The sequence below is a fragment of the Streptosporangium sp. NPDC000509 genome, assembly GCF_042898365.1.
GTDB lineage: Bacteria > Actinomycetota > Actinomycetes > Streptosporangiales > Streptosporangiaceae > Streptosporangium.
The window spans coordinates 319,344-337,661 of record NZ_JBIAYX010000001.1; the positions used below are offsets into that span (position 1 = coordinate 319,344).

At 70.7% G+C, this 18,318-nt stretch carries 11 protein-coding genes; 5 read left to right on the forward strand and 6 right to left on the reverse strand.

Annotated elements, in window-relative coordinates:
- Nucleotides 1–29 precede the first annotated feature (29 nt).
- Both ybaK and ACFY3D_RS01165 read left to right on the forward strand, forming a co-directional pair.
- A complete protein-coding gene (gene ybaK / locus ACFY3D_RS01160) occupies nt 30–530 on the forward strand; it encodes a Cys-tRNA(Pro) deacylase (RefSeq protein WP_362895354.1) in 501 nt (166 codons plus the stop codon).
- 224 nt (nt 531–754) lie between these two features.
- On the forward strand, nt 755–2,143 hold the full coding sequence (locus tag ACFY3D_RS01165) for an amidase (RefSeq protein ID WP_350950344.1): 1,389 nt from the start codon (nt 755–757) through the stop codon (nt 2,141–2,143).
- Nucleotides 2,144–2,159: 16 nt separating this feature from the next.
- Here the strand turns inward: ACFY3D_RS01165 and ACFY3D_RS01170 are convergent, their stop codons facing one another.
- Complete coding sequence (locus ACFY3D_RS01170) at nt 2,160–2,711, reverse strand: hypothetical protein (protein WP_389973323.1); 552 nt, start codon at nt 2,709–2,711, stop codon at nt 2,160–2,162.
- Nucleotides 2,712–2,806: 95 nt separating this feature from the next.
- On the opposite strand from ACFY3D_RS01170, the gene murA reads away from it, so the two are divergent.
- Together murA and ACFY3D_RS01180 are read left to right on the forward strand one after the other, a co-directional pair.
- Nucleotides 2,807–4,123, forward strand: a complete 1,317-nt coding sequence (gene murA / locus ACFY3D_RS01175) for a UDP-N-acetylglucosamine 1-carboxyvinyltransferase (protein WP_350950346.1) — start codon at nt 2,807–2,809, stop codon at nt 4,121–4,123.
- A gap of 52 nt (nt 4,124–4,175) precedes the next feature.
- Nucleotides 4,176–6,509: a transglycosylase domain-containing protein gene (locus ACFY3D_RS01180; protein WP_389973326.1), complete on the forward strand. Its 2,334-nt coding sequence runs from the start codon at nt 4,176–4,178 to the stop codon at nt 6,507–6,509.
- A gap of 318 nt (nt 6,510–6,827) precedes the next feature.
- Here the strand turns inward: ACFY3D_RS01180 and ACFY3D_RS01185 are convergent, their stop codons facing one another.
- The 5 genes from ACFY3D_RS01185 to ACFY3D_RS01205 form a co-directional block, all read right to left on the reverse strand.
- A complete protein-coding gene (locus ACFY3D_RS01185; protein ID WP_389973329.1) occupies nt 6,828–8,216 on the reverse strand; it encodes a non-reducing end alpha-L-arabinofuranosidase family hydrolase in 1,389 nt (462 codons plus the stop codon).
- Between the two features lie 439 nt (nt 8,217–8,655).
- Complete coding sequence (locus ACFY3D_RS01190; RefSeq protein ID WP_362895397.1) at nt 8,656–9,405, reverse strand: HD domain-containing protein; 750 nt, start codon at nt 9,403–9,405, stop codon at nt 8,656–8,658.
- Nucleotides 9,402–10,370, reverse strand: a complete 969-nt coding sequence (locus ACFY3D_RS01195; RefSeq protein ID WP_389973332.1) for a GlxA family transcriptional regulator — start codon at nt 10,368–10,370, stop codon at nt 9,402–9,404. The genes ACFY3D_RS01190 and ACFY3D_RS01195 overlap by 4 nt, the downstream gene beginning before the upstream one ends.
- A gap of 180 nt (nt 10,371–10,550) precedes the next feature.
- Nucleotides 10,551–14,072 carry a DNA polymerase III subunit alpha gene (gene dnaE, locus ACFY3D_RS01200; RefSeq protein ID WP_389973335.1) on the reverse strand — a complete coding sequence of 1,174 codons (3,522 nt, stop codon included), beginning with the start codon at nt 14,070–14,072 and terminating at the stop codon, nt 10,551–10,553.
- Between the two features lie 234 nt (nt 14,073–14,306).
- Nucleotides 14,307–15,254: a chorismate mutase gene (locus tag ACFY3D_RS01205; protein ID WP_389973338.1), complete on the reverse strand. Its 948-nt coding sequence runs from the start codon at nt 15,252–15,254 to the stop codon at nt 14,307–14,309.
- A 329-nt stretch (nt 15,255–15,583) separates the two neighbouring features.
- On the opposite strand from ACFY3D_RS01205, the gene ACFY3D_RS01210 reads away from it, so the two are divergent.
- Entirely contained in the window at nt 15,584–18,280 is a 2,697-nt protein-coding gene (locus tag ACFY3D_RS01210; protein ID WP_389973341.1) for a protein kinase, read from the forward strand.
- Nucleotides 18,281–18,318: the final 38 nt, after the last annotated feature.

Sequence of the window (18,318 nt, forward strand, 5' to 3'; positions counted from 1 at the left end):
AGATTTTAACCAGCCGCTACGCTTCCCCCGTGAGCAAGAGCAAGAACAAGGGCGGCCAGGGGACCCCCGCGACGGTGGCCCTCACCCAGGCCAAGGTCGATTTCACCCTGCACCCCTACGAGCACGACGCCGGCGCGCAGACCTACGGCGAGGAGGCGGCCGACGCCCTCGGGGTGCCGTACGAGCGGATCTTCAAAACCCTCGTGGCCGAGGTGGAGAGCGGGCTCGCCGTCGCGGTGGTGCCGGTGGCGGGCAAACTCGACCTCAAGGCGTTCGCGGCGGCGATGAGAAGCAAGCGGGCCACGATGGCCGACGCGGCGAAGGTCGAGCGGGTCACCGGCTACGTGGTCGGCGGCATCAGCCCCCTCGGGCAGCGCAAACGCCTGCCCACGGTGGTCGACGCCTCCGCGCTCGGCTTCGCGACGATCTACTTCTCCGCCGGGCGGCGCGGGCTGCAGATCGAGACCGACCCCTCGGAGCTGGTACGGCTCACCCAGGCGGTCACCGCCCCCATCGGCAAGGCCGACTGAGGCTCTCCCGGGGTCGCGCGGGACATGGCGTGCGGGAGACGGTTCGGCGCCGTCGCCCTGGTGGCTCTCCCGAGGTCGCGCGGAACGGGCCCAAAAGACGGGCCTGTAAGACAGGCCCGCTCCCCCTGGCGGGTCCTGTCGAAGGTTGCCGACGCGACACGCGGCGACGTTCGGCCAGACTCGGACGGGAAGACAGACACCTGACCGGGGACATCGGGGGCACGATGCACTACCTGACCGCTACCGAGATGATCGAGCTGCTGCGCACCGGGCAGATCAGCGCGGTCGAACTGCTCGACGCGCACCTGCGGCGGATCGAGGAGGTCAACCCGAAGGTCAACGCGATCGTCACGCTGGTGGCCGAGCGTGCCAGGCGGGAGGCCGAGGAGGCCGACAGGGACCTGGCCCGCGGCCGGTGGCGGGGGCCGCTGCACGGCCTGCCGGTCGCGCACAAGGACCTCGCCGACACCGCGGGGATCCGCACCACCTACGGCTCGCCGATCTTCGCCGACCACGTCCCCGTCGCCGACGCGCCGATCGTGCGGCGGATGCGCGAGGCCGGGGCGATCACGATCGGCAAGACCAACACCCCGGAGTTCGGCACCGGCTCGCACACCGTGAACGAGATCTTCGGCGCCACCCGCAACCCGTACGACCTGTCGAGGTCGGCCGGGGGCAGCAGCGGCGGGGCCGCGGCGGCGCTGGCGACCGGCATGGTGGCGCTCGCCGACGGCTCCGACATGGGCGGTTCGCTGCGCAACCCGGCCTCCTTCTGCAACGTGGCCGGGCTGCGGCCCACCCCCGGGCGGGTCCCCTCCCCGTCACCCGTCGCGGCCTGGTTCACCCTCGGCGTGCCGGGACCGATGGCCCGCACCGCGCAGGACCTGGCGCTGCTGATGAGCGCGGTGGCGGGGTTCGACGCCGCCTCCCCCTTCTCGATCACCGAGAGCGGCTCCGTCTTCGCCGGGCCGCTGGACCTCGACCTGACAGGGGTGCGCATCGCCTGGAGCCCCGACCTGGGCGGGCTGCCGGTCGACGCGGAGACGGCGAAGGTCACCGCGGACGCCCCGGCCGCGCTCGCGGAGCTGGGCGCGCGGGTGGAACGGGTGGATCTGAACCTGTCGGCCGCCGAGGACGCCTTCCGGATCTACCGGGCGTGGTACTACGCGCTCTCCTTCGGAAACCTGCCGCAGGAGAGCCTGGGGGCGAACACGCGCTGGAACGTGGAGCGGGGCCGGGAGGTGACCGGCGCCGACCTGGCCCGCGCCGAGCGGCTGCGCAGCGGGCTCTACCGGCGGATGAACTCCTTCTTCGACACCTACGACTTCCTGATCGCGCCGGTGAGCCAGGTGCCGCCGTTCCCGGTGGACGCCCCCCACGTCTCGGAGATCAACGGGGAGGCGCTGCCCGACTATCTGGCGTGGATGCGCTCGGCCTACTGGATCAGCGTGCTGCACGCCCCCGCGGCGTCGGTGCCGTGCGGGTTCACCTCCGGCGGGCTGCCGGTGGGCGTGCAGATCGTCGGGCGCCCGTTCGCCGACATGGCGGTGCTGCGGCTCGCCCACGCGTTCGAGCGCGCCACCGGCCACGGCTCGCACCGGCCGCCGCTCTGACGCCTCTCACCGGGCCTTACCGGCCGCTGATGTCGTACGACGACAGCGGCCCGTAGGGGTCGTCCCCGCCGAACGGCCGGCGCAGCGGGGAGTCGCGGTAGCCCGCGATGCCCTCCAGCGCGAAGAAGAGACCGGCGGCCAGCGTCGGCCACGCGAACAGCACCCCCCTGGCGGTCAGCTTCAGCGGCCCCGCGACCAGCGACGCGGACACCCCCGAGGCGGTCACGCTCACGGCGCCGAGGTTGACCGCCTCCCCCACCACCAGCGCCAGGTGCGCGCCGAGCAGGCCGCCGGCCGCCAGGCCCACCACCACCGGCAGCGGGCGGCCCCCGCGCGACACGCTGTAGCCGATCGCCCCGCAGGCGAGGCCGAACGCACCGGTGATCACCGCGAACCAGCCGTCCGCGGCGATCAGCGCCTGCGTGGAGGGATCGGCGAGCAGCGGCCCCCTGCCCGTCACGACGTACGGGGGGCGCGGCGCGGCCAGCGACCACAGGACCCCGGCGACGACCCCGATCAGCGCGAGCACCAGCACTGTGATCGCGAAATCACGTACGCCTCGCACCATGGTTCCCTCACCCTCTGTGCAGATGTGCCCGATGTTACATACCTATCGGCCCGGTGCCATCCGAGGCTTCGACCGAATCCCGTTACTCTGGCGGAGTGAACGAAGAGGTATGGCTGATCGAACCCTCCGGGCCGCTGCGCGGTGACGTCGAGGTCCGCGGTTCCAAGAACGGCGTCTCCAAGCACATGGTCGCCGCGATGCTGGGGAGCGGTGAGAGCACGATCCAGAACGCCCCGGACGTGGGCGAGGTGGGGATCACCGCGCAGATGCTGAGGGCGCTCGGCATCGACGTGGAGATCAGCGCCGGCGAGATCTCCGTCGCTCCCGGCAAGCAGATCAACCCGCACGTTCCCGCGGCGTTCACCGGCCTCAACAGGATCCCGATCCTGATGCTCGGCCCCCTGCTGCACCTGGCGGGCGAGGCGTTCGTGCCGCTGGTCGGCGGCGACCCGATCGGCCGCCGGCCCGTCGACTTCCACGTCGAGGCGCTGCGGGCGATGGGCGCCGAGGTCGAGGTGAGCGACACCGGGGTCTACGCCAAGGCCAAGAGGTTGCGCGGCACCCGGATCGAACTGCCCTACCCCAGCGTCGGAGCCACCGAGACGATCCTGATGTCCGCGGTGCTCGCCGAGGGCAAGACCGTGCTGAAGGGCGCGGCGATGGAGCCCGAGGTGGTGGAGCTCGCCCTGTTCCTGCAGCGCATGGGCGCGCGCATCGAACTCAGTCCCGACCGGCGCATCGTGATCGAGGGTGTGGAGAGCCTGCACGGCGCCTCCACCTGGCTCAACGGCGACCGCATCGAGGCGTTCTCCTACCTGGCCGCCGGTCTGATCACGGGCGGGCAGGTGCGGGTGCACGGCTGCCCGCAGGACCGGCTGGTCACCGCGATCACCACCCTGGCCAGGATGGGCGCCGAGGTCGACATCACCGACGACTACCTGTCGGCGTCCGCGCCGAACGGGCTGCGGGCCGCGGCGGTGCAGACCGACACGCACCCGGGGTTCATGACCGACTGGCAGACGCCCCTGATGGTGCTGTTCACCCAGGCCCAGGGCATGTCGGTGCTGCACGAGACGGTGTTCGAGAACCGCCTGGTCTACGTGCCCGCCCTGCAGAAGATGGGCTGCGAGATCGAGGTGTTCGACGTCTGCCTCGGTGGTCCCGCCTGCCGCTACCACGACACCAACGCCAAGCACTCGGCGGTCGTGCGCGGCGTCTCCAGGCTGAGCGGCGCCGACGTGACACTGCCCGACATCCGGGCCGGGTTCTCGGCGGTGCTCGCCGCCGCGGCCGCCGAGGGCACCTCCACCCTGCGCGGGGTGCACCATATCGAGCGGGGCTACCACCGGCCGTTCGAGCAGTTCGCCTCACTCGGGCTGAAGATCAGTCGAGAAAAGGTGCAGGACGGGTAAGGATTGGCAATCAGGCGTTTATAGGTGATCACCTGGTCGCACGTTACTATGCGTGACATCGCGCCCAGAGGTGAGACGCGGGCCCGGCGCGTGCCTGCTCGGACTGGTGGTCTGCGGGGTGTTCGGCGGGCTGCTCGCCGCCATGGCCGCGCTGCCACTGGTCGGCACGGCCGGACTCACCGCCAACGGCGTCGCGAGGACCCTCACCGACCTGCCTCCGAGCCCTCGGGAGAACCCGCTCTCCCAGCGCACCGTGCTGCTGGACAAGAACGGCAAGCGGTTCGCCCAGTTCTACACGGAGAACCGGACGGTGGTGACGCTCGCCCAGGTCGCCCCCGTGATGCGTGACGCGATCGTGGCGATCGAGGACGCGCGCTTCTACGAGCACGCGGGCCTGGACGTCAAGGGCACCCTGCGCGCCCTGATCACCAACACCAGGGCGGGCGGGGTGCGGCAGGGCGGGTCCTCGCTCACCCAGCAGCTCGTGAAGAACATCCTGGTCGAGAACGCCGAGAGCGACACCGAACGCGCCCGTGCCCGCGCGCCCAGCATCCAGCGCAAGATCACCGAGCTGCGGTACGCGCTGGCGATGGAGAAGAAGTACAGCAAGGCCGAGATCCTGGAGCGCTACCTCAACATCGCCTACTTCGGCGCGGGCGCCTTCGGGGTGGAGGCCGCCGCCCAGCGGTTCTTCTCCGTCCCGGCCGCCCGGCTCACCCTGCCCCAGGCCGCGGCGCTGGCCGGGGCGGTCCGCGCGCCGTACACCACCGACCCCTCGCTGGACGCCGGGCGCAGGCAGCGGCTGCGCGAACGCAGGGACCTCGTCCTGGACCGGATGGCCCAGCTGTCGTACGTCACCCCGGCGCGGGCCGAGGCCGCCAAGAGGCGCCCGCTCGCCATCCGGCTCAAACCCGAGCCCGGCGGCTGTGACGGGAGCGCCTATCCCTACTTCTGTCTCTACGTGCACCGGGAACTGCTCACCAACCCGGCCTTCGGCCACACCCGCGCCGAGCGGGAACGCCGCCTGGCCAAGGGTGGCCTCGTGCTGCGCACCACCCTGTCGCCGAAGGCGCAGCGGGCCGCGGAGCGCGCCATCACCGCGCGGGTCGACAGGAAGGACACCGAGGTCGCGGCCGAGGCGATGGTCCAGCCGGGCACCGGGCGGATCCGGGCCATGGCGGCGAGCAAGAGGTACGGCCCCAACCCCGGCAACGCCGCCAACTCCAAGAACGGCCCCAACACCACCTACAACCTGTCCGCCGACACGGCGCACGGCGGCGGCCAGGGCTTCCAGGCGGGCTCGACGTTCAAGGTGTTCACCCTCGCGACCGCGCTCACCCAGGGCTGGCGGTTCGACCAGGGTTTCATGACGCCCGGCAGTTTCGTCCCCGACAGCGGTTTCACCGACTGCCGAGGACGCGAGGTCAACGATCCCGGCGCGGAGATCTTCAACGCGAGCGGCGAGGGCAAGGGGGGCCCGCAGAGCCTGTCCACCGGCACCTGGAAGTCGGTGAACATCTTCTACATGATGCTGGAGCAGCGGGTGGGCCTGTGCCCGGTCGTCACGACGGCCAAGGCCCTGGGCATCGTCCGCGCCGACGGCGCCCCGCTGCGGGAGGTGCCGACCTTCACCCTCGGCGTGAACGAGATGGACCCGGTGACCGTGGCCGCCGCGTTCGCCGCGTTCGGGGCTCGGGGCCGCTACTGCCGCCCGACGGCGATCGTCGAGATCGTCGAGCGGGACGGCAGGCGTTTCAAGATCCCGCCCAGCTGCGCGCGGGCGATCGAGCCCGCCGTCGCCGACGCGGTCAACCACCTGCTGTCCGGGGTGTTCACCAAGGGGACGATGACCGGTCAGAGCATCGGCCGTCCCGCCGCGGGCAAGACGGGCACCAACAACGGCTACACGTCGGCCTGGTTCGCCGGCTACACCCCCGACCTGGCCGCGGCGGTCAGCGTGGGCGACATCCGGGGTTCCTACCGCTACCCGCTCACCGACGTCGAGATCGGCGGCGAGTACTTCGGCTCGGTCCAGGGCGCCTCCCTGCCGGGGCCGATCTGGGTCTCGTCGATGTCGGCGGCCCTCGACGGTACGCGCGAGACCCACTTCCGCCGTCCCGACATGAGCCGTTTCGGCGGTGGGTTCACCCCCGGCATGGAGGAGGCCCTCGCCAGGGAGCGCGAGGAGGAGGGCGTTGACGGCGCTGACGGCGAGGGCCGTCGCGGCGCCAGAGGGGACCGCGACGCCCGGGGAGAGGGCGGACGCCGCTTCCGCGAGGAGGGCCGTTACCGGCGGGAGCGTGGGTACCGTCAGGAGCGGCGGTACCGCGAGAACGACGCGCACCGCCGGTACCGCACCCCCCACCGGCTCGACCGCCCGCGCTGACCGCGATCGGCTCCCGTCCCGTCGGCGCCCGTGGCCGACAGGTCGGTGCTCCACCCGGCGAGCCGGCCTCTGACCGGCGGACAAGCATCTCGATCGGCGGACGGCCGCCCGGCAGACCGGCTGTCTCCGAGATGAACTCCCCGTCCGGACAGCGGGCCATTGGCTCGCCACATGACACGGGGCGGGGGGGGGGGGGCCGGCCCCCCCCCCCCCCCCGCCCCTCCGTCTCCAGCCGGTCCTGATCACGCTCACCCGACGAGGGTGTGCGCCTTCCCCGTGAGTGTCAGGTACACCCGGTCCGGATCGGTGTCATGTCCGTCAGCGCCGCAGGGTGAGCAGGCCGGGGCGGTAGGGCAGCAGGCCGTAGTCGCCGCCGGAGCTGGGGCTGCGGCCCTGGTAGAGCAGCTGCAGGTTGCAGGGGTCGATGGTCATGGTCTGGTCGGCGCTGGTGCGCAGCAGCTCACCGTGGCTGATGTCGTTGGTCCAGGTGGCGCCGCTGTTGGCCTTGCCCGCGAAGGGGTTGCTCTCGGTCGCGGCCTGCGGGGTCCAGTTGCCGCCGAGGCTGGTGGCGGTGAAGGACCGGAAGTAGCGGCCCTGCGAGCCGATCGCCTCGACGATCATGAGGTAGCGGTTCTCGTTCTGGATCTTGTAGACCTGGACGGCCTCGAACAGGTTGTTCGTGGTGTCGGTCATGATGGTCGTGTAGTTCGTGCCGAAGCTGCCGGGGAAGTTGCCGATGGGCATGCTGGCCCGGTAGATCCTGCCGTTGTCGCCGGCGAAGAACAGGTACATGTTCTGGCCGTCACCGATGAGCGCCTGGTCGATGGGGCCGGTGCCGGAGTTGGAGATGCTGCCGGAGAACAGCGTCTGGGGTGCCGACCAGCCGTTGGGGTTGGTGGGGTCGGTCGAGGTGCGGTAGGAGAACGCCGGACCGCCCCACTGGTAGGCGAGCACCCAGATGTTCTTCGGCGCGAAGTAGAACAGCGACGGTGCGACGGTGGCGTTGTTCATCGCGTTCTGGCTGGCCGAGGCCATCTCCGAGTAGTTGGTGAACAGGCTGAAGTTCATCGAACCCCACCTGGTGCCGGTGTCGTGGGTGGTGGCGTAGACGAGCTGCTTGCCGTTGTAGGGGGCGACGGTGAAGTCCTTCAGCGAGACCCAGCCCGACCTCGGGTTCGCGAGCACGCCCGAGGAGGTCCAGCGGTACGTCGAGGGAAGGGTGCAGTTACCGGGCGTCGGCGTCGGCGTCGGCGTGGGAGTCGGCGTGACCGTGGGGGTGGGCGTGGGGGTGGGGTCGGGGTTTCCGGGGTTCCCGGTGCAGGCCACGCCGTTCAGGGAGAACGAGGTGGGCGACGGGTTGCTGCCGCTGTACGAGCCGTTGAACCCGAAGGAGGTGCTGCCTCCCGTGGGGATGGCGGCGTTGTAGGCGGCATTGGTCGCGGTCACCGCGGAACCGGACTGCGCGGAGGTGGCGTTCCACATCTGGGTGACCTGCTGACCGCCCCCGAAGGACCAGGTCAGCCGCCAGCCGTTGACCGGGTCACCCAGGTTGTTGATCGTGACGTTGGCACCGAAGCCCCCCGGCCACGACGAGCTGACGGTGTAGTCGACCCGGCAGGCGACGGCCGCCTGCGCGGGCTGCGTGGCCAGTAGGCCGGCCGCCGCCATCAGGATCGGGATCGTGACGATCGCCAGGCCTCGGCGCATGGCCGATCGGGACGGTGCCGTCGGTGTGACGGCGGAGCGGCGCGGTGTCCGCGTTCGCCAGGGCAGGCGCATGTGCGTGCTCCTCATCTTCTCGTCCAGCCGCTGTCAGGGACTGGTGTGGGCGCACCCGGGTGTCGGCCCGGACGTATACGGGGTCACGGTTTTTGTTAGCGTTAACAAGAAATCCGTCGGCGGACTACTCGTTTCTCCGGCGAGAGGGGGTGGTGCGCGGAGCCAATACGATGCGGCCGATCCGCGTCAAGGCACGCCCCCTCGCCCATTCCCCCGCGCTCTCGTCCCCGTGTGCCTTCATCTGCCCTTACGGGCACCCGACCGCACCGCGCGAGATCGGCTCTGTGATGAAACGTTCACACGGTCACACCGGCTGGATCCCGCCCTCAGGCCCCCGGGCAGGCGGGGCCGAGCGGTTGCGGCACCGTCAGTCGTGCCAGCCGCCGGCGTCGAGGATGTCCTGCCAGGTGGTGTAGGGGACCTCGGGATGCCGCTGGTGCAGGATCTCGCCGGGCAGGGTCATGGGCGGCGCCTTTCGCGGATCGGCGAGGCCCTGCGCGATGATGGCGTCGGTCAGGGCACGGGCGCCGCCGTGGCGAGGGTAGACGGCGTGCACGCGGTCGGCGTATCCGGCGGGCAGATCGCCGGGGCCGCGGAGCAGGTCGATGCCGATGCCGTTCTGCGCGATCGCGATCTCCGGCGGGCGGCGGCGGGCGAACACCGGCGAGTCGTGGAGACCTTTGGAGGTGTGCAGGGCGATGCCGTCCCAGACGGTGTCGACGCGGGCGTCGGTGATGCCGTGCTGCTCCAGGAATCGGGCGGCGAAGTCGGCGCCGTCGACTTCGAAGCGCCGGCCGGTGTCGGCGTGTGTGGTCAGGCCCATGTCGTGCAGCACGCAGATGAGGAACATCACCTCGGCGTCGTAGTCGCGGCCCGGCAGGCGGCCGGCCCGGGCAGCGGCCGCCCGGCCGAACAGGAAGCTGCGCAGGCTGTGGTTACGCAGGTACGGCTGCTGGGCGTCCGTCACCAGCTGCCTGGCCGCCTTGGCGACGCGGGTGGCGGGAAAGGACAGGTCGGCGTGCCCGCTTTCGGCCGCGGCAGGCGTGCCGATCGCGAGGGCCGCCGCGCCGGCCAGGCCGGCTCCCAGCACGGTACGGCGGTCAGGGGATGGGCTCACGTGGTCTCCTTCGAGGTTGTCGGCGTATGGGTGGCGCGAAAGCCCCGGCGGTAGGCGGTCGGCGTGGTGCCCAGGACCTTCAGGAACGTCCTGCGCATCGTTTCGTCGGATCCCAGACCGCACCTGCGGGCGATCGACGCCACGCCGTCGGCCGTGGTCTCCAGCAGGGCCTGTGCGGCCTCCACCCGGATCCGCTCGACGTACTGGCCGGGGGTGAGCCCGATTTCGCGGCGGAACAACCGGGTCAGATGGCGCTCGCTGACCCTGACCTGGGCCGCCATCGAGGCAAGGGTGTGCTCTGCCGCCGGTTCGGCGGCGATCGCGTCCAGGAGGCGGCGCAGCGACGTGTGACGGGTCGTGGGGAGGGCCCCGCGCACGCTGAACTGCGACTGGCCGCCCGGCCGCTGCAAAAACACGACCATGTACTTGGCCACCACGCGCGCGAGATCCGGTCCATGATCCTCTTCGACGAGGGCCAGCGCCAGATCGATGCCGGCGGTGACGCCCGCCGAGGTCACGACCGGTCCGTCACGCACGAAGATGGCGTCCGGCTCCACGCTCACCCCCGGGAACCGAGACCCCAGCTCGGCGCAGACGGCCCAGTGCGTGGTGGCCCGCCGCCCGTCGAGCAGTCCGGCCTCGGCCAGCAGGAGCGCACCCGTGCACACCGACGCCACCCGACGCGCGCGAGTGCCGATGTCACGCAGCAGGTCCAGGAACACCTCGCCGGAGCGATCGCCGTCCAGCGGCGCGTACCCCGGCACCAGCAGCGTGTCGATCGGCCCGTCGATCTCGCCCAGAGCCAGGTCGGCCCCCAGCGGCACACCGACATCCGTGCGCACCGGCCGCCCGTCGACGGACGCGTGCCGGATGCGGTAACCGCGGGACCCGTGCAAGATCTGCACCGGCCCCGCCACGTCCAGCAACACCACACCGTCGTAGAGGGCAACCACCAGGTCTTTCACGGCGTCGATTCTGGCGGCCTCGCCGAAAGGTCCACAAGGACAGCTATCCCACAGATCCGGACATGCGGCGCTCGGCTCGTCGTTCGGGACGCCCTCCTCGAGCGGGACCATCGTCCTGATCGACGGCACCCTGCCCATCGCCGGTCGCCGTGACCGCCCCCGCAAACGGCCCGACGCCCTTCAGGCCCCCAGGCAGGCGGGGCCGAGCAGTTGCTTCAGGTCGCCCATCAGGGCCGGGGACGGCGACACCCGCAGGCGGTCGTCGAGGCGCACGATGGTGGTCTTCGGGCCGTTGTGGACCTGCAGATGCACCTCGGTGGTGCCGGGGTGCGCGGTCAGCACCTCCTTGAGGCGGCCGACCACCGGAGGGGTGCAGCGGGCCAGGGCGAGACTGACGGCCAGCGGGCCACCGGCCTCGCGGGTCAGGTCGGGAGCCGTCACCTCCATGGCGATGATCTTCCCGACGTCCTCACGCTTGTCCAGGCGCCCCTTGACGAACACGATCGCGTCCTCGGCGAGCACCGTCGCGCAGAGCTGGTACGCCGAGGGGAAGATCATCACCTCGATGGCGCCCTCCAGGTCCTCCAGCTGGGTGAGGACCCAGGTGTCACCCTTCTTGGTGACCTTGCGCTGCAGGCCGCTCAGGATGCCGCCGACGGTGACGACCTGACCGTCCGGCCGGTGCTCGTCCTGCAGCGAGGCGATCGAGCAGTCGGCCCCGGAGGCGAGGATGTGCTCCACGCCGAAGAGCGGGTGGTCGGAGACGTACAGACCGAGCATCTCCCGTTCGAACTGCAGCAGGGTGTTCTTGTCCCACTCCCCCAGCGGGATCTGCACGTCGAAGGTCTGGTCCTCGGCGCCCTCGATGGCGCCGAACAGGGAGTCCTGCCCCTGGGCCTCGTTCTTCTTGATCCCGATGATGCTGTCGACGGCCTGCTCGTGGACCATCACCAGGCCCTTGCGCACGTGCCCGAAGGAGTCGAAGGCGCCGGCCTTGATCAGCGACTCGATGACCCGCTTGTTGCAGACCACCATGGGGACCTTGCGCAGAAAGTCCTTGAAGTCGGCGAAACGGCTCTTCTCCCGGCGTGCGGCGATGATCCCGTCGACCACGTTGCCTCCGACGTTACGGATCGCCGACAGGCCGAACCGGACGTCGGTGCCACGCGGGGTGAAGTCGAAGTCGGAGTCGTTGACGTCCGGCGGCAGCACCTTGATGCCCATGCGACGGCACTCGTTGAGGTAGAGGGCCGACTTGTCCTTGTCGTCCTTGACCGAGGTGAGCAGCCCCGCCATGTACTCGGCCGGGTAGTTGGCCTTGAGGTAGGCGGTCCAGTAGGAGACCAGGCCGTAGGCGGCGCTGTGCGCCTTGTTGAAGGCGTAGTCGGAGAAGGGCAGCAGGATGTCCCAGAGCGTCTTGATCGCGGCCGCGGAGTAGCCGTTGTCCTTCATGCCCTGCTCGAACGACTCGAACTGCTTGTCCAGCTCGGCCTTCTTCTTCTTGCCCATCGCCCGGCGCAGCAGGTCGGCCTTGCCGAGCGAGAACCCGGCGACCTTCTGCGCGATGGCCATGACCTGCTCCTGGTAGACGATCAGGCCGTACGTCGTGCCGAGGATCTCCTGCAGCGACTCCTCGAACTCCGGGTGGATCGGGACGATGTCCTGCTGGCCGTTCTTGCGCAGCGCGTAGTTGGTGTGGGAGTTGGCGCCCATCGGACCCGGCCGGTACAGGGCGCCGACGGCGGAGATGTCCTCGAAGTTGTCGGGCTTCATCAGCCGCAGCAGCGACCGCATGCCGCCGCCGTCCAGCTGGAACACCCCCAGGGTGTCGCCCCTGCCGAGCAGCTCGTACGTCTTGCGGTCGTCCAACGGCAGCTTGAGCAGGTCGATGGCCTCGCCGGTGTTGGCCTCGATCATCTTCAGGCAGTCGTCGATGATCGTGAGGTTGCGCAGGCCCAGGAAGTCCATCTTCAGCAGGCCGAGCGTCTCGCAGGTCGGGTAGTCGAACTGCGTGATGATCACACCGTCGGAGTCGCGGCGCATGATCGGGATGTAGTCGGTCAGCACCTCCGCCGACATGATGACCCCGGCGGCATGCACGCCGGTCTGCCGGATCAGGCCCTCCAGGCCCCTGCCCAGGTCCATCGCCGACTTGACGTCGACGTCCTCCTCGTACAGCCTGCGCAGCTCACCGGCCTCGTTGTAGCGCGGGTGGCTGGAGTCGAAGATGCCCGACAGCGGGATGTCCTTGCCCATCACCGCGGGCGGGAACGCCTTGGAGACCTTGTCGCCCAGCGCGTACGGATGCCCGAGGACGCGGGCCGCGTCCTTGATGGCGGCCTTCGCCTTGATGGTGCCGAAGGTGGCGATCATGGCGACCTTGTCGGCACCGTACTTCTCCGTCACGTAGCGGATCACGTCGCCGCGCCTGCGCTCGTCGAAGTCGATGTCGACATCGGGCATGGAGACACGGTCGGGGTTGAGGAACCGCTCGAAGATCAGCCCGTGCGGCAGCGGGTCGAGGTCGGTGATGCCCAGCGCGTACGCGGCCAGCGAACCCGCGGCCGAGCCTCGCCCGGGGCCGACGCGGATGCCGTTGTTCTTGGCCCACATGATGAAGTCGGCGACCACGAGGAAGTAGGAGGGGAACCCCATCTGCAGGATGACGTTCATCTCGAACTCGATCTGCGCGCGGTGCTCCTCGTCGACGCCCTCGGGGAAGCGCCGCTCCATGCCCGACCAGATCTCCTTGCGGAACCAGCTCTCCTCGGTCTCCCCCTCGGGCAGCGGGAAGGTGGGCATCAGGTTCTTGAAACCGAACATGCCGCTCGGGTCGACCTTCTCGGCGACCAGCAGGGTGTTGCGGCAGCCCTCGGCCCACAGGTCCGAGGAGTCGACGGCGCGCATCTCGTCGGCGTTCTTGATGTAGTAACCGCTGCCGTCGAAGCGGAAGCGGTCGGGGTCGGACAGCTGCTTGCCGGTCTGGATGCACAGGAGCGCGTCGTGCGAGGTCGCGTCGGACTCGTAGGTGTAGTGGGAGTCGTTGGTGACCAGCGGCGGGATGTCCAGCTCACGCGAGATGCGGGTCAGGCCGTCGCGGACCCGGCGCTCGATGTCGAGCCCGTGGTCCATGATCTCCAGGTAGTAGTTGTCCTTGCCGAACAGGTCCTGGAACCTCGCCGCCGCCGCGACCGCCTCGTCGTACTGGCCCAGGCGCAGGCGGGTCTGCACCTCGCCCGACGGGCAGCCGGTGGTGGCCATCAGGCCCTCGGCGTGCTCGGCGAGGATCTCGGCGTCCATCCGGGCCCACTTACGGACGAATCCCTCGGTGTAGGCGCGCGAGGAGAGCTTCATCAGGTTGCTCAGGCCCTTGGCGTTCTTCGCCCAGATGGTCATATGGGTGTAGTAACCACCCGCGGAGACGTCGTCGCGCTTCTGGTGCGGCTCGCCCCACAGCACCGGCTTCTTCTGGTGCCGGGAGGCGGGGGCGACGTAGGCCTCGATGCCGATGATCGGCTTGATCCCGGCCCCGGTCGCCTGCTTGTAGAAGTCGTAGGCCCCGTGCATGTTGCCGTGGTCGGTGATCGCGATGGCGGGCATGCCCAGATCGCCGACCTGTTTGAACATCTGCTTCAAACGGGCGGCCCCATCCAGCATGGAGTATTCCGTGTGAACGTGCAGATGCACAAACGAGTCTGACATGCGGCCCCGTCCTCCCCCTAGTCGCACCGTCGGCGGGGAAAGCGTATCCAAATCCGAGTTCCGGAAGTGACTCATGCGCTTTGAGTCGTCTCTCCTCCCGACGCCCCGGCCCTCCCGAGGCACCCCGATCCTTCGCGGCGCCCCGGTCTTTCGCGGCGCCTCAGTCCTTCACCGCGCCTCAGTCTTTCACCGCACCTCGGAGCGGCCGAGGCGCCCGGGTCGTCGGCGTTCTTCTCACCTTCGGTCGCGAGGCGCGGCCCGGCGCTCCTCGGCGAGGTGGAGGCCCGCCTCGATCACGGCGTTCATGATGGGGGCGAGCCTGGTCTCGCCCAGTACGGGGGCACGGCGGGCCATCTCGGCGACCAGGCGGCGCTCGCGGTCGGGGTCGCGACCGGCGAAACCTCCGACGGGCTTGAGGCGCTGGATGGTCCCGGCCAGTTCGGCGCGGCGCTCCAGGAGGACGGCGAGGGCGGCGTCGACACGGTCGATGGCCTCGCGGGCGGCGGGCACCGAGTCGGGGCTCTCCCTGCGGATGAGGGCTCCGACGATCTTCACGGCCTCGTGCGCCGCCAGCGCGTCCCGATCGCTCGCGGAGGGGTCCAGAAGGAGTCCGTCGGCACCCGCGGCGATCGCGGCGGCGGCCAGCACGGGGTCGGTGCCGAGACCGGCCAGGACGGGACGCCCCGACCTCTCACGTGCGGTGAGCATCAGGGCCAGGTCGGGAGCGGCGACGCCCAGGGGGCCACGGCCGCCCTCGCAGAGCACGATCCCTTCGTTGCCCTCGGCCGCGCAGTGACCGGCGACCTCCAGCCACTCCTCCAGCGTCGCGGAGGGGTCGCGCTGGAGAAGCATCGGCAGGCCGAGCCCGGCGGTGGCGCGCACCAGCCCGGAGTCCCGCATCCAGGCCGCGCCGACCACCGTGCCGTCGGCCCTCTCGGCGATCAGCGGAAGATCTCCCTCGCAGGAGGGCTCCACCAGGACGGGCCCCGCCCCCTGGGCGCGGGCCACGGACTCCTCCGCCCCGTGGGCGGAGACTCCCCCGCGGTGGTCCCGCAGGCTGATCCAGCGGGCGTCCGCGCCCGGTCCGCCGATCACCACGGCCGGCCCCGCGCCCACCGTGAGCGTGCCCAGCCGTACCGTTGCGCGTTCCGTGTGCGCGGCGCGCTGTGCGGTGGACGACATGAGGCTCCCCTGGTTCGGCCGACGCGCGTCCCGCGAGCCGGCGGCCGTTCGAGAAGGGACTTCTGAAAGAGAAAGAGGCAGAGACCTCATGTCCCCGCCTCGTGCCGGCTCAGGCCGGCCGCTAGTTCCCGACTGTCACGGCAGGCTCTCCTGAGCCGGCACGGTGAACGCGAAGTGGCAGGTCATGGGCTCAACCTTAGGTCATCTTCCCGGCATCCGCCACGTACTGGACAGCGCATCTCAAGGCGTGGACTTTTCTGCGGCGTGTGAGTCGATCACTTTACTGGGCTATGAGAGTATTCGGGGGTTCAGAAGGAGGTAGCCGGTTGATGGCCGAAGCACAGCCCGCGGGACGGCGAGTCGCCTCCCGATACCAGCTGCTCGAAGCCATCGGCCGAGGTGGCATGGGCATCGTCTGGCGTGCCCACGACGAGCTCCTCGACCGTGAGGTCGCGATCAAGGAGGTCCGCTACGCCGACATGCTCGGCGAGGACAACCAGGAGGACTTCAACCGGCGCACCAAGCGCGAGGCTCGCGCCGCAGGGCGCCTGACGCACCCGAACGTGGTCGTCGTCCACGACGTCGTCGAGGAGGACGGGCGTCCCTGGATCGTCATGCAGCTGGTGGAGTCGCGTTCCCTCGGCAAGGTGATGCGCCAGGACGGGCCGCTGCCGCCTCGACGGGTCGCGGAGATCGGTCTCAAGCTGCTCGAGGCGTTGCGCGCCGCCCACGCCCAGGGAGTGCTGCACCGCGACGTCAAGCCGGAGAACGTGCTGCTCGCCGACGACGGCCGGGTGGTGCTGACCGACTTCGGCATCGCCACGCTCGAGGCCGAGACCGCCCTCACCATGACCGGCATCGCGGGCACGCCCGCGTTCATCCCGCCGGAGCGCATCAAGGGCGGCGCCGCGCAGCGCGAGTCCGATCTGTGGTCGCTCGGCGCGACCCTGTACGCCGCCGTCGAGGGCAAGCCGCCGCACGACAGGGGCGGGGCGCTGCCGACCATGCACGCGATCCTGAACGACGAGCCCGAGCCTCCGGTGCACGCCGGGCCGCTCGCCCCCGTCCTGGAAGGGCTGCTCCGCAAGGATCCGGCGCTGCGCATGCCCTACAAGGAGGCCGAGCGGCTGCTGCGCCGGGTGGCCGAGGGCGACCGGGTCCGGCCTCCCAGGACCGCCGTCATGCCGGCCGTGAACGCGGGGGACGACACCGATCCAGGGGCCCGCTTCCAGCCGGGTGCCGTCCCCGAGACGGGCGCCAAGCTGGACTCCGTACCCTCGGAACCCTCGGGTTCCAAGGAGGAGGCGTCCGCCCCGCCCGCGCGCGGCGAGGAGCCGCGGAAGCCTCCGTCCAAGAACCCGTCCAAGAACCCGGCCAGGACGCCCGCAGAAGCCGTACGGCCGACGCCCACCCCCGCCCCCGACGTTCCCCCGTCCGCTCCGGCGGCCGGTTCCGCGGAGAAGGCGAAGGCGGCGCCGAAGAAGACCGCGCAGGGCGGGCAGGCCGCCGAGGCCCCTGCGGACTCCCCCGGCCCGGACGCCGGAGCGGGTGCGCGGGCTCCCGAGGCGGGAGCGGCCTCGAAGGCGAAGCGTCCCACCGGCAAGGCCGCCCCCGCTCCCCCGGTGTCCTCCGCCGCCGAGGCCGCGTCCGAGGGTGCGCCCCCGATCCTGGCCAGGTTCGCCCCGAAACCGAAGCCCGCCGTCGGCGCGAAGACCGAACCCACCCCCGGGCCCGAACCCGCCCCGCCCTCCGCGCCTGTCACCGGGGCCACACCCGCCGACGAGGCCGCGCCTCCGATCCTGGCCAGGTTCGCCCCCAAGCCGAAGCCCGCCGTCGGCGCGAAGACCGAACCCACCCCCGGGCCCGAACCGACGCAGAAGACCGAACCCACCCCGGCGTCCGCGGCGGCCGCCGAGGCCGCGCCTCCGATCCTGGCCAGGTTCGCCCCCAAGCCGAGACCCACCATCGGCCAGAAAACCGAACCCACCCCCAAGCCCGAGGCCGATGTCACGCGGGTACGCGAGACGAAACCGGGCACGGCCCCCTCCGAGCCCGCCCTCCCCGCCGGGAGCAGGTCCACCGGCCCCGAGGCGAGCCGCGAGGGCGCCCCGCCGGTCGCGGAGCCGGGAGCCGAGGGCCGCAAACCCGTCTCGCGCCCCAACCCCTTCCCGCCCGTGGGGCGCGAGCCCGGCACCGAACAGATGCCCGCCTCCGCCTCCGCCTCCAAGGCCGAGCCCGCTCCGCGAGAGGAGCCCGCTGCCTACGGGGGCCATGGCGACGGGGGCGACACACTCATCTCCCGCGGTTCCGGCGTCTCCCCGGTGAAGCGAGGGCTGCTCGTGCTCGTGCCCGCGCTGCTGATCGTCGGCGGGATCGCCGGCTGGCTCGGCCTGCGCAGTGGCGACGGCGACGAGACCCCGCAGGCCAAGCCGATCGATCCGAGCGCGTCCAGCGCGTCGGAGGCCCCCAGCGGCGGCGCCGAGACGACCCCTGAGGGCTCGCCGAGTCCTGAGACGTCGCCGTCCGAAGATCCTTCGACGTCCCCCTCCTCCAGCCCGAGTCCCACCAAGACGGAGAAGAAGTCCCCTCTTCCCTCCGGCTGGCGGATGCACAAGGACGGCAACGGCTTCTCGATCGGCCTGCCCAAGGGGTGGGCCGTGGACCGGCGGCCGGGACAGCAGGTGTGGTTCCGCGGACCCGACCGGGTGAGCTACGTGATGGTCGAGTACGTCGACAAGGCGGGCCCCGACCCCAAGCAGGACTGGCTCGACTACGAACCGTCCGTCCGAAGCCGGTTCAACGGCTACGACCGGATCCGGATCGCGAACGTCAAGTACATGGTGAAGGCCGCCGACTGGGAGTTCACCTGGAACACCAGCTCGGGCAAGGCTCGCGTGATCAACCGGGGGTTCGTCACCAAGGGCGGCCGGGGGTACGCGATTTACTGGCATACCCTGGCCAAGGACTGGAAGAAGAACATGCACCTCTTCGAGGGGTTCACCGCGACCTTCTCCTCCAAAAAGTGAGCGGGAGCCCCACCGCCTGCGGTGAGTGATTCTGGGAG

What these genes read in the sequence shown, in the direction of transcription:
- ACFY3D_RS01205 (WP_389973338.1), bottom strand. Translation starts at nt 15,254, where the DNA reads ATGTCGTCCACCGCACAGCGCGCCGCGCACACGGAACGCGCAACGGTA.
- dnaE (WP_389973335.1), bottom strand. Translation starts at nt 14,072, where the DNA reads ATGTCAGACTCGTTTGTGCATCTGCACGTTCACACGGAATACTCCATG.
- ACFY3D_RS01165 (WP_350950344.1), top strand. Translation starts at nt 755, where the DNA reads ATGCACTACCTGACCGCTACCGAGATGATCGAGCTGCTGCGCACCGGG.
- ACFY3D_RS01185 (WP_389973329.1), bottom strand. Translation starts at nt 8,216, where the DNA reads ATGCGCCGAGGCCTGGCGATCGTCACGATCCCGATCCTGATGGCGGCG.
- ACFY3D_RS01170 (WP_389973323.1), bottom strand. Translation starts at nt 2,711, where the DNA reads ATGGTGCGAGGCGTACGTGATTTCGCGATCACAGTGCTGGTGCTCGCG.
- ACFY3D_RS01210 (WP_389973341.1), top strand. Translation starts at nt 15,584, where the DNA reads ATGGCCGAAGCACAGCCCGCGGGACGGCGAGTCGCCTCCCGATACCAG.